The sequence below is a fragment of the Rugosimonospora africana genome, from assembly GCF_016862975.1.
Taxonomy (GTDB): domain Bacteria; phylum Actinomycetota; class Actinomycetes; order Mycobacteriales; family Micromonosporaceae; genus Rugosimonospora; species Rugosimonospora africana.
In genome coordinates, this window is sequence record NZ_BONZ01000088.1 from 68,234 (window position 1) to 79,286 (window position 11,053).

At 67.6% G+C, this 11,053-nt stretch carries 9 protein-coding genes, 1 pseudogene and 1 riboswitch; of the genes and pseudogenes, 7 read left to right on the forward strand and 3 right to left on the reverse strand.

Annotation, left to right across the window (positions count from 1 at the left end):
- The first annotated feature begins 213 nt into the window (after positions 1–213).
- Positions 214–282, forward strand: a riboswitch (Fluoride riboswitch).
- 509 nt (positions 283–791) lie between these two features.
- Both Raf01_RS40915 and Raf01_RS40920 read left to right on the forward strand, forming a co-directional pair.
- Positions 792–1,418, forward strand: a complete 627-nt coding sequence (locus Raf01_RS40915; RefSeq protein WP_203923515.1) for an acetate uptake transporter family protein — start codon at positions 792–794, stop codon at positions 1,416–1,418.
- Positions 1,419–1,485: 67 nt separating this feature from the next.
- Positions 1,486–1,650: a hypothetical protein gene (locus Raf01_RS40920; RefSeq protein WP_203923516.1), complete on the forward strand. Its 165-nt coding sequence runs from the start codon at positions 1,486–1,488 to the stop codon at positions 1,648–1,650.
- A gap of 92 nt (positions 1,651–1,742) precedes the next feature.
- Here the strand turns inward: Raf01_RS40920 and Raf01_RS40925 are convergent, their stop codons facing one another.
- A complete protein-coding gene (locus Raf01_RS40925) occupies positions 1,743–2,942 on the reverse strand; it encodes an acetate/propionate family kinase (protein ID WP_203923517.1) in 1,200 nt (399 codons plus the stop codon).
- A 282-nt stretch (positions 2,943–3,224) separates the two neighbouring features.
- Between Raf01_RS40925 and Raf01_RS40930 the strand changes: the two genes are divergently transcribed.
- A complete protein-coding gene (locus Raf01_RS40930) occupies positions 3,225–5,603 on the forward strand; it encodes a phosphoketolase family protein (RefSeq protein WP_203923518.1) in 2,379 nt (792 codons plus the stop codon).
- A 235-nt stretch (positions 5,604–5,838) separates the two neighbouring features.
- Here Raf01_RS40930 and Raf01_RS40935 read toward each other — a convergent pair.
- Positions 5,839–6,371: pseudogene (locus tag Raf01_RS40935) on the reverse strand (type I glutamate--ammonia ligase); the annotation flags it as partial.
- On the opposite strand from Raf01_RS40935, the gene Raf01_RS40940 reads away from it, so the two are divergent.
- From Raf01_RS40940 to Raf01_RS40955, 4 genes are all read left to right on the forward strand, one after another.
- Positions 6,358–7,452, forward strand: a complete 1,095-nt coding sequence (locus Raf01_RS40940) for a chloride channel protein (RefSeq protein ID WP_239134352.1) — start codon at positions 6,358–6,360, stop codon at positions 7,450–7,452. The pseudogene Raf01_RS40935 and the gene Raf01_RS40940 sit on opposite strands and share 14 nt — an antisense overlap.
- A 334-nt stretch (positions 7,453–7,786) precedes the next feature.
- Complete coding sequence (locus tag Raf01_RS40945; protein WP_239134351.1) at positions 7,787–8,176, forward strand: MarR family winged helix-turn-helix transcriptional regulator; 390 nt, start codon at positions 7,787–7,789, stop codon at positions 8,174–8,176.
- 237 nt (positions 8,177–8,413) lie between these two features.
- Positions 8,414–9,049 (forward strand): NAD(P)H-binding protein, encoded by a 636-nt coding sequence (locus Raf01_RS40950; protein ID WP_203923521.1) that lies wholly within the window; start codon positions 8,414–8,416, stop codon positions 9,047–9,049.
- A gap of 66 nt (positions 9,050–9,115) precedes the next feature.
- Positions 9,116–9,289, forward strand: a complete 174-nt coding sequence (locus Raf01_RS40955) for a hypothetical protein (RefSeq protein ID WP_203923522.1) — start codon at positions 9,116–9,118, stop codon at positions 9,287–9,289.
- 138 nt (positions 9,290–9,427) lie between these two features.
- Here Raf01_RS40955 and Raf01_RS40960 read toward each other — a convergent pair whose 3' ends face one another.
- The gene (locus Raf01_RS40960) at positions 9,428–10,573 is read right to left on the reverse strand and encodes a lactonase family protein (protein ID WP_203923523.1); all 1,146 of its coding nucleotides are present in this window, start codon (positions 10,571–10,573) and stop codon (positions 9,428–9,430) included.
- Positions 10,574–11,053: the final 480 nt, after the last annotated feature.

Consider the following 11,053-nt stretch of genomic DNA (forward strand, 5'->3'; position numbering starts at 1 on the left):
GAGGTCGTGGAGCGGTCGCCGGGGCGCGCAGCGAGGAGATGGCTGCATCGCGACCGGGATCCGACGGTACGGGTCGACAACGCCGAGCACCTCCGTGCGGCTGCGCTGGCGAGAGGTAGCCGAGCTCAGCCTCGGGCCCGGGCGCCAGTGTGCTGGATTCGCTCGCCGATTGTGCTGCGTTCCGTCCTCCTGGCGACCTAGGTTGGGCGACAATGGTGGTGAGGCGATGGGGCTCGCCTAATCCGAACCGCGGCCGCGGCCGCTGACGGTCCCTACAGCGACGTATGAGGGGTGCGCTGTGGGCCGGTTCAGTGGCAGAGGCATCGAAGGTGTGTCGCATCTGCCCGCGCGGCGCAGCCGCCGACGACCAGCGATCTCCGAAAGCGGAGCTTCGGTGCTGAGTATCTGTCGATGCCGGTGGTGTTCGAGACCCTCCATTTCGGCCCGGGATTGCCGAGCACCTCCGACGCCGGTGGGCGCGAAAGCCGGCTGGTCCTGGTCCGCCCGTCGTCAGCAGGGGCACCGTGGTCTCTAGCGGAGCCGTCGGGCGTATGGCATCGCATTACGTCACCCGTATCGAGCTTCGCCCCTCGTGGGTAGTCGGCGCGGCGCGCGTGCCCGCACAGGCCGGCGCCTGCTGATTGATGCATCGGCCGGCTCAAGGATTGGGGCCCGCGGTGCGGCCGCACGCAGCATTCGCCTCCATCCGATCCTGGCAAGCGAGAGCCGGTGGATGACGGTGGCCACACGATCTGTCGCCGTAGTTCTACAACAACGAGGGCTGGGAGAGTATGACCGAACCTCCGGCATGGGTATCCGTCGGCGGCGGCGCGAACCTGTCGCGCGATCCGCGCCGCAGGGCGTTCTTGTCACGGTCGGACCCGTCGGTGCTCGGACTGCACGGATTCGCGGGTGCGACGTTTCTTATCGCTGTGAATCTCGCCGGTTGGGGTGGCACGGCATTCAGCGACGCCTTGCTCCTCGTCCCGGGCATCGTGGTGTTCGGCGGTCTCGCGCAGTTGCCGGCGGTGCTGCTTCCTCGGCACTACCGCGGCATGGCTATCAATGTGGTGCACGGGCTTTTGTGCGCGTTATTCCTGGGATACGGACTGATCTACCTGCTCACGGCCGTGCATGTGATCTCCGACGTGGACGTGCCTGTGGTTTTGCGTTGGTGGTTTGGCTTGCTGACACTGGCTAGCTCGGCTGCTGCTGTGGCCATCCACCGGTACGGGTCTTTTCTGGCGCTGGTGCTGATCGTGTTCGCCAGCGGTGGTGCGGTCACGACGGTGGGCCTGGCCGCTGGCATTCCGGGCTGGCGCACCGCCAGTGCGTGCCTCTACATCGGTTCTGCGGTTCTTGGCTGGCTGCGAGCCACGGCCATCATGCTGATGATCACCTCCGGTCGTGTTCCGTGAGGCCTTACCCGAGGCGACTTCTCCCTCGGATTCGATGCGGAGGGATCAGCGACCCTGGGGATGTGGTGTGACCCTGCCAGCCGAGATCTCCGCGGCCGTCGTGCTGTGCCTCGGCCGTTATGTCGCTCAGTGGGGCGGGTGGATGGCGCCGGTGCTGTGGTGGCTGCCGGGGGCGGCGGTGGTGACGATGGCGGTGCTGTCCCGCTGGCTGTGCTCGCGCACGGCTCGCTGATGGGTGCGGCGGCGTCGCCGACGCTGACCAGGGTCGGTGGGCCGTGCCCTGACTGGTTCGCGGTTGCTCGCTTTCGCAGGGCCGACAGGGTACTACCAGTTGCCGGCGAGGCCGAGTTTGGCAGCGGTCTGTTGGGCGATGGCGCGTTCCTCGTCAGTCGGTACGACGCAGACGGCGACGGGGGATCCGATGGGTGAGATGAGCCGCGCGGTGCTTCCACGAGTGTCGTTGAGTGCGTGGTCGACCGTGATGCCCAGTGGTTGGAGGCCGGTCAGCGACCCGGCGCGGACCACCGGGCTGTTTTCTCCGACTCCGGCGGTGAACACCACCGCGTCGAGCCGGCCGAGCACCGCGTGGTAGGCGCCGATGTACTTGCGGATTCGGTGGCAGTACACGTCCAAGGCGAGTTGCGCCTGTGGGTCGCCCTGGACGGCTCGGGATTGCACGGCGCGCAGGTCGTTGTCGCCGCACAGGCCGGCCAGGCCACCGTGTTTTTGGCATTGGCGCTCGACCTCGTCCAAGTTGAGACCTGCGGCGCGGGCGAGGTAGAAGGCCACGGCGGGGTCGATGTCTCCGGTGCGGGTTCCCATTACCAGACCTTCCAGGGGAGTCAGGCCCATGGAGGTGTCCACACTGGCTCCGTCCGCGACCGCGGTGGCGCTGGCGCCGTTGCCCAGGTGCAGGACGATCATGTTTAGCTGGGTGGCTGGGCGTTGCAGCAGGCGGGCGGTCTCGCCGACTACGTACTGGATGGAGATGCCGTGGAAGCCGTAGCGCCGGATGCCGTGCTGTTGGGCGAGTTCCCGGTCGATCGCGTAGGTGAACGCGGCCGGAGGCAGTGTGGCGTGGAACGCCGTGTCGAACAGTGCGAGCTGCGGTAGCTGGGGGAGCGCGGTACGCGCCGCCCGGATACCGGCCGCCGCGGCCGGGTTGTGCAGTGGTGCCCAGCGCGCGAGCTCCTCGATCGCGATCAGGGTCGCGTCGTCGATCTGGACCGGTTCGCGGAATCGGTCTCCGCCGTGCACCACCCGGTGCGCGACCGCGGTGACCGGTCGATCGCGCAACTGCTCGACGACCTGTCCGACCGCCTCGGCGTGATCGCCCGCCTCGCCGTCGGGCTCGCCGATCCGTTCGATCTGTCCCCGCACCAGGTGCTGCGGCCCGTTACGCCCGGTGCCCGCTGCGATGAGCCGGTATTTCACAGACGAGGAACCGGCGTTAAGCACGAGTACCGCGCCACCAGAGCCGGCACCACCGTGGTGGCCTGCCGCCTCGCCGTCTCCGCGGGCCATCCGCGTCACCCCCTTGCGTGTGCGGTCAATTTGACCGTATGCCCGCCAGCGCTTGCCACGGGCCGGTATTCGCGATGCCCGTGTCGAGTTACGAGCATGGACCGGGGTGCGTCCGATCGTGGCCTGCGGCGTCGATCACCTTGATGGGTTCCCAGGAATCGGCATGCCGCCCGGATCGGCAGATTGCAGGTGGTCTTTTGGGGCATAGGCCAGGTGTGCAATGGCCAGTCGCTCGGATGAACCGATGGCCCTCTCGCGCATCCGTGATGACTGCCGTCTCTGATGGAGAGAGGGGTTGCCGTGTACGTCGTTGATCGTGCGCCGTTGAGCCGGACGGAATTGGCTCGGATTGACGCCTACTGGCGGGCGGCCAACTATCTGTCGGTCGGTCAGATCTACCTTATGGTCAACCCGCTGCTGCGCGAACCTCTGCGTGCGGATCACGTCAAGCCCCGCCTGCTCGGCCATTGGGGAACGACGCCCGGGTTGAACCTGCTCTACGCCCACCTGTCCCGGATCGTCGCCCGGCGCGGCCAGGACATGATCTACGTGGCCGGCCCCGGGCACGGCGGTCCCGGCCTGGTGGCCACCGCGTGGCTGGAGGGCACCTACAGCGAGGTGTACCCGGAGGTGTCGAGGGATGCGGCCGGCATGACCCGGTTGTTCACGCAGTTTTCCTTCCCCGGCGGCGTTCCGAGCCATGTCGCGCCGGAGACCCCGGGGTCGATCCATGAGGGCGGTGAGCTGGGCTACTCACTGTCCCACGCCTACGGTGCGGCCCTGGACAACCCCAACCTTGTGGTGGCGTGCGTGATCGGCGACGGCGAGGCAGAGACCGGGCCGCTGTCGGCCGCGTGGCATTCGAACAAGTTCCTCGACCCGGTCGTCGACGGGGCGGTGCTGCCGATCCTGCATCTGAACGGGTACAAGATAGACAACCCGGCGGTGCTGGCGAGGATCGGCGACGAGGAGTTGGGTGCCTTGTTGTTCGGCTACGGGTACCGGGCGTACCTCGTGCAGGGCGACGACCCGGAGGCGGTACACCAATTGCTGGCCGGCACCCTCGACGCGGTGTTCGACGAGATCACCGATATCCAACAGGCGGCCCGCGAGCGCGGTGCCGTCGAGCGACCACGGTGGCCGATGATCGTGCTGCGCACCCCCAAAGGGTGGACCGGGCCCCGCGAGGTGGACGGCAAGCCGGTGGAAGGAACCTGGAGGGCCCATCAGGTCCCGCTGGAGGGCGTCCTCGACGACGCCTCACACCTGGCCATGCTCCAGGACTGGATGCTCTCGTACCGACCGGACGAGCTGTTCGACGCCGACGGCCGTCCGACACCGCCGGTCGTGGACTGGCTGCCCGCTGGTCGGGCACGCATGTCCGGGAATCCGCACACCAACGGCGGAGCGGCACCCCGGGACCTCGAACTGCCCGACTTCCGGGGATACGCCGTACCCGTGGGTCAGACCGCCGGGGCCACCAGCGTACTGGGCGCGTTCCTGCGCGACATCCTGGCCGCCAACGATCACAACTTCCGGCTCGTCTGCCCGGACGAGACCCACTCCAACCGGCTCAGCACCGTGCTGCAAGCCACCGACAAGGCGTGGCAGGCCGCCGTCGAACCGGTCGACGAGCATCTGGGACGGCACGGCCGAGTCATGGAAATCCTGTCGGAACACACCTGCCAGGGCTGGTTGGAAGGGTACCTACTCACCGGCCGGCACGGGCTGTTCTCCTGCTACGAGGCGTTCGTGCACATCGTTGACTCAATGGTCAACCAGCACGCCAAGTGGCTCAAGACGATCCGGCACCTGACCTGGCGCCAGCCGATCCCGTCGCTGAACTACCTGCTCACCTCGCACGCCTGGCGGCAGGACCACAATGGCTTTTCCCATCAGGATCCCGGATTCATCGACCACCTGGTCAACAAAAAGGGCGAGGTCGTGCGCGTCTATCTGCCACCGGACGCCAACACCCTCCTGGCGGTCACCGACCACTGCCTCCGTAGCCGCAACGACATCAACGTCATCGTTGCCGGAAAGCAACCCGCACCCACCTGGCTGGACATGCCCTCCGCCATCCGGCACTGCCAGCTTGGGCTGGGCACCTGGGACTGGGCCTGTAACGACCAGGGCGACCCGGAACTGATCCTGGCCTGCGCCGGGGAGATACCGACCATCGAGATCCTCGCCGCCACCGACCTGCTCCGCACCCATCTGCCTGACCTTCGGGTACGGGTGGTCAACGTGGTCGACCTGATGCGCCTACAACCCGAATCGGAGCACCCCCACGGACTGCCCGACACCGAATTCGACGCCATCTTCACCGCCGACAAGCCGATCATCTTTGCCTACCACGGTTACCCGTGGCTGATCCACCGGCTGACCTATCGGCGCACCAACCACCACAACCTGCATGTCCGCGGCTACAAGGAGGAGGGTACGACCACCACACCGTTCGACATGTTGGTGCGCAACGACATGGACCGCTTCCGGCTCGTCATCGACGTCATCGACCGGGTACCCGGGCTGGCTCGCGATGCCGTGTCGCTGCGTCGGCAGATGGTCGACAAGCGCACCGAACACCGCGACTATGTACGGCGGACGGGCCGGGACCTGCCCGAGATACGGGAATGGGCCTGGGCCACCAATCGCGGTTAGTGGCGGGCCGCCCGTTGGTAGCAGCAGCCTGCGCACGAGCATCAGCCGTGGCCGGTGGCCACGGCCACGGTGATCGCCGCCGCAGGCCCTGCGTTGACGACAACGCGGACGAGTGTGCCACCCCCGCAACGCGTGTCCTGATGGTGCTCCCCGCCGCTTGCCGGTCGCTCCCGGCCGTGTCGACAGCGGTTGCAGGCCCTCGGGACACAGGAGTCGGGCCCGCAAGTCCGAGGTGTCAGACGTCGTAGTACATGGCGAATTCGTGGGGCGTGGGGCGCGACCGCATGGGGTCGATTTCGTTGCCGCGCTTCCACGTGATCCAGGTGTCGATGAGGTCGGGGGTGAAACGCCTCCGGCGAGCGGGTAGTCGTGATTGGCTTCCAACGCGTCGAGGACCTCGGGGAGGGAGCCGGGGGTCTGGCGGACCGAGGCGTGTTCGTCGGGTGGCAGATCGTAGAGATCTTTGTCGATCGGTTCGGGTGGCTCCGTTCGCTTGTTGATGCCGTCGAGGCCGGCCAGCAGCATCGCGGAGAACGCGAGGTAGGGGTTGCTGGATGGGTCGGGTACCCGGAATTCGATCCGCTTGGCTTTGGGGTTGCTGCCGGTGACGGGGATGCGGGCGCAGGCGGAGCGGTTGCGTTGGGAGTAGACGAGGTTGACCGGTGCTTCGAAGCCGGGGACCAGGCGGCGGTAGGAGTTGACGGTGGGGTTGGTGAAGGCGAGCAGGGACGGGGCGTGGTGGAGCAGGCCACCGATGTACCAGCGCGATCATCCGTTCCTGGCCCTGCCCGCGTTCAGCATTCATTCGCCGGTGGACTATCTGTTCTACGTCGTGCTGGGTGTGTTGGCCGCCGGTGCCGGGGTCGGGTTCAGCCGGGCGTTGTACCTGATCGAGGACCTGTGCGACCGCTTGTGGCGCGGACCGGAGTGGTTGCGCCCGGCGGTCGGTGGCCTCGTGCTCGGCGGCGTGTTGCTGGTGTTACCGCAGATGTACGGCGTCGGGTATCCGGTCCTGGGCACCGCCGTCGCGGGCGGGTACGTGGTGGCCTTCCTGGTGCTCCTGCTCGTGGGCAAGGTCGTGGCGACCAGTCTGACGATCGGTATCGGGGGGTCCGGCGGGGTGTTCGCGCCGTCGTTGTTCGTCGGCGCGATGCTGGGGGAGACCTTCGGCCAGATTCTGCACGCCGCAGCCCCCGCGCTGGCACCCACACCGGGCGCCTACGCGCTCGTCGGCATGGGCGCGGTCTTCGCCGGCGCGGCCCGCACCCCGATAACCGCCGTCATCATCATGTTCGAGCTGACCGGCGAGTACCACATCATCCTGCCGCTCATGCTCGCGATCGCGCTGGCGGCCGGCATCTCGAAGCTCATCGCCACGGACACGATCTACACCCGCAAACTGCTGCGTCGAGGTATCGACCTGAACTCGCCAGGCCGAAAGCTGCAACGCCTGACCGTTCGGGACGCCGCCGGCCCGCTGCCGGCCCCACTTCTGACCGACACGGGCCTCGACGACATGGCTCGCCGTTTCGCCACCGAGCACAGCGACGCATTACCAGTCGTCGACGAGTCCCGAGAGCTGCGCGGCGTCGTCCTTGCCATCGAGGTCGAGCGGGCGCTCCAGGATGGCGCCGCCGCGACGACGGCTGCCGACCTCGCCCAGAGCGTCCCGACGTTGAAATCCGGCCAGGGACTGGAGGCGGCCCTGAGCGAGCTGACCCGCCACGGTGGCGTCGGTCTACCCGTCATCGACGAGCAGGGGGCGCTGACCGCCTGGATCACTCATCGCGAGGTGCTGCGCGCTGCCGCCGGGATCGCCTCCGTGGAGTCCGCGGCCAAGGTTGCGTGACACATGAAGGGTTTGTACTACAGCAGCACGACTCTCATTGGTCGGCGGCGAGCGGCCCACTCGCGGCGCGGTTGCGTTGGAAGAGGGGCGGCGGTGATCGGTCGCCGGGTGCGGGGAACCGTCCATTGCCATACCCGGTCACCGTGACCGGACGGGAACCTCAGGGCGACCGAGGCGGCGCCCAGACCAACCGTGCTGATGCAATGATTGCTCTATGCCAAGAAGACCCGCAGCTTCCACCACCCCTCGTGAAGATCTGGTCGACGCGCTGTTGTCCGCCAGTCGAGCGATGGTGGCGATTGCCGCGCGATCCTTGGCCGGACTGGATGCCGACGTGACCCTGCCTCAGTACCGTGCGCTGGTCGTGCTCGCCTCGCGTGGCCCGCAACGGCCCGTGGACATCTCGACCGAGCTGGGCGTAAACCCGTCCACCGGAACTCGGATGTGCGACCGGCTCGCCCGAAAGAAACTGATCCGCCGGTACCGTTCGACCGCCAACCGGCGGGAGGTCAGGTTGAGCCTGACGGCCGCGGGTCGAGAACTCGTGGAGGAGGTGACCCGACGGCGGGTTGAGGAACTCAGTCGTTTCGTCGAAGGGATGCCGCAGTCCTGGCACCGGCCGGTCACCCAGGCGCTGCGCTCGCTGTCGGCTGCCGTCGGCGAGGTACCGGAGAGTGAATGGTGGCTCGGTTGGGCGGACGTGGATGAGGTGCCCGCCACGTAACCGTCGTGTCGAAGCGGCCTCACCGCGGTGACGGCTGGTCCGGATCCGATTCGTGGCCGAGTTCCTCAATCCATCTGCTCACGCGGATGCCGGCCGAGGCGCCCACGCCGACCAGCCCAGTCGTTGTGAGGTTCCGTACCAGAAAGCGGAGGATGACGGTGATCGATCAGCGGGAGCTGGCCAGGCGAGAGATGGTCGAGCGCCAGTCGGCGTGGAGCAACTCGGACGACGCCGGCGGTGTGTCGTGAAGCATGTGCTCGTCGCCGGTGCGACCGGCTACCTCGGCGGCCATCTGGTCACCGAGGTAGCCGGCGTGGCTATCGGGTACGGGCGCTGGCCCGGCGGCCCGAGCAGGCCGCCGCCCGGCACGCGGCGGACGAGGTCTTCCTCGGTCGGGTCACCGACGCGGCCACGCTGGTCGGCCTCGTCGACGGCGTCGACACAGTGTTCTCGACGATCGGGATCACCCGCCCCCGCGACCGGTCCGGCTACGCGCGGCTCGACTACGGCGGAAACCTGGCCCTCCTGCGCGAGGCCGAGCGCGCCGGCGTCGACCGGTTCGCCTACGTCAGCGTCCTCAACGGTCCCACCCTGCGCGGGTCCGTCCGTCTCGCCGACGCGAAAGAGCGCTTCGTCGCCGAGCTGGTCTCGTCGTCGCTGCGACACACGATCATCCGGCCGACGGGCTTCTTCGCGGACATGCGGGCATTTCTCGCGATGGCGGAGCGCGGGCGGTGCTACGTGGTCGGAGCCGGACAGCGTCGGATCAATCCGATCTCGGGCCGGGATCTGGCTGTTGCCTGCGCCGACGCGGCCATTTCCGGGGTGAAGGAGATCGAGGTGGGTGGGCCGGACGTGTTCACCCATGAATAGATTGCTCGGCTTGCCGCGGACGCCGCGGACCGGCCCGTCCGGCTGACTCACCTACCACCGGCGCTGATGCGTACGTTGACGGCAACGCTACGGCTGCTGTGGCCTGAACGGATCTACGGGCCGCTCCAGTTCCTCCAAGCCGTCATGACCGCAGACATGGTGGCTCCGCGCGTCGGTGAGGACCACCTCGCCGACTTCTTCCAGCGAGAACATGCCCGCCAGACGACCGCGGTGCGGTGACCGACCGGAGGCGTGGTCTCGTCGGGCCTTCGCGGTCCGGTGGGGCGTGTCGGGTCATCTCGGCGCGGTAGATGGTCGGGTGGGGTCGCGAGAGTCCCGGCCGGGGAGCCGGCCGGGACTACGCGTGCGGCAGCGGGTTCAGGAGGCGGCGATGCCTTCCATGCCGATGCCGTTGGCGAATTGGGGCAGTCCGGTGGCTGTGGTGACGAGGGTCAGCGATCCGTCGTCGTTGACTTTGTAGCCCTGGACGTTGCCGGCGGCGGCGTTCTGGACGTAGAGGAAGCCGCCGCTGGTGGTCATGTCGATCGATCCGCCGTTGGTGTCGGCGGCGACGGCGTCGAGCAGGACCAGGTTGCCGTCGGCGCCGACGGTGTAGGAGCTGATGGTGGAGCTACCCGCGTTGGCGACGTAGATGAACCTGCCGACTCGCTGGATCCAGCAGGTGGCCTGCTGGCCGTTGGGTACCGACGGGCCGATCTGGGTGAGCGTGCCGTCGCCGGAGAGCTGGAAGCGGGTGACCGCGTTGGCGGTGGTTTCGGCGACCAGCAGCTTGCCGCGCTTGTCGAAGGTGAAGCCGAACGGCCCGCCCTCGTCGGTGTTGGCGACCGGGCGCCGGGCGAGTTCGCCGCCGCGGCCGATGGCGAAGGAGTCGATGACGTTGAGGGTCTTCGTGGTAACCAGGACGAAGCGGCCGTTGGGGCTGATGCCGACCTGGGCCGGTGCGGTGGCGAAGGCCGGTGGGTTGGCGTTGTTCAGGCCGAGTGAACGGTTGCCTCCTTTGATCGGAGTCAGCCGTCCGTTGTCGAGCCGGTAGCCCTGCACAGCCCCGGCGCCGCCGGCGTTGAGTGCGTAGACCAGGTCGTCGTGAACGGTGATGCTGACCGGCAGGAGACCGCCGGACCAGATGACCTGCAGCCGCTGGAGTCTGTCGCCGTCGACCCGGAACACGGTGACGGTGTTGCTGCCGGCGTTGACGGCGAACAGCAGATCCTCGTGGAAGATCAGGGAACCTTGGGAGGCGAGTGCGTCGACCGGTGGCCCGACGGTGGCGCCGCCCAGTCCGCCGGTCTGGAATTCCCCGGCGAGGCTCAGCTGTCCGTTGCGGTCGCGGTCGTAGACCACCACCGTGTTGCCCAGCGGTTTGTTGGTCTGCACGAACACCGCGTGGTCACCGTCGTTCTGTGAGGACGTCGAGGGCGCGTCCGCGGAGGCCGCGCTCGCCGCGATGACCCCTCCGGTGAGCCCGGCGATGACAAAGGCGCTGATGATCCGGTTTGTGCGCATGGTTGGCCCTTCGGTTCGTCCATTCCTGAACAAGAAGAATCCTCTTGTTCTGGACGTTACCGAGCATTAGCACTATCTTGGTCAGTTTCCCTGAAACAGCGCCATCCATCCGGAAAGGGACGCACCGTACGGTATGGCCGAGATCCGCGCAGCTGCAGCGAAAGCCAGGATCGCGCGGAGAGGCGAGCGCCAGGTCCCTGAAGTGGCGCCCACCTCCCGCAGCAGCGTGGTGTCCCGCTGTCCCAGCGCAACCTGCTGGGCATGCCCCGTGTGACGAGCCCGACCGGCCGGTCGTCCAGAGTCAGGGGAACGCGGAGTGGTGGTGGCTGGGCAGATACCAGTTGAGCAACTCACCCGACGCTGAGTTCCGCGGCGACCGTGTGTCGATCAGGTGCAGCCCGGTTAGCCCGTACAGGCAACGATGAATTGCCAGTACCCTTGCTCGAACAGTTCTAGTGACCTGGCTCGGTCGCCGAGGCA

Bases quoted from the DNA above. Each gene is read 5' to 3' on its own strand.
- Raf01_RS40925 (WP_203923517.1), bottom strand. From the start codon at position 2,942: ATGGCCCGCGGAGACGGCGAGGCGGCAGGCCACCACGGTGGTGCCGGC.
- Raf01_RS40930 (WP_203923518.1), top strand. From the start codon at position 3,225: ATGGAGAGAGGGGTTGCCGTGTACGTCGTTGATCGTGCGCCGTTGAGC.
- Raf01_RS40915 (WP_203923515.1), top strand. From the start codon at position 792: ATGACCGAACCTCCGGCATGGGTATCCGTCGGCGGCGGCGCGAACCTG.
- Raf01_RS40960 (WP_203923523.1), bottom strand. From the start codon at position 10,573: ATGCGCACAAACCGGATCATCAGCGCCTTTGTCATCGCCGGGCTCACC.
- Raf01_RS40955 (WP_203923522.1), top strand. From the start codon at position 9,116: ATGCGTACGTTGACGGCAACGCTACGGCTGCTGTGGCCTGAACGGATC.
- Raf01_RS40940 (WP_239134352.1), top strand. From the start codon at position 6,358: ATGTACCAGCGCGATCATCCGTTCCTGGCCCTGCCCGCGTTCAGCATT.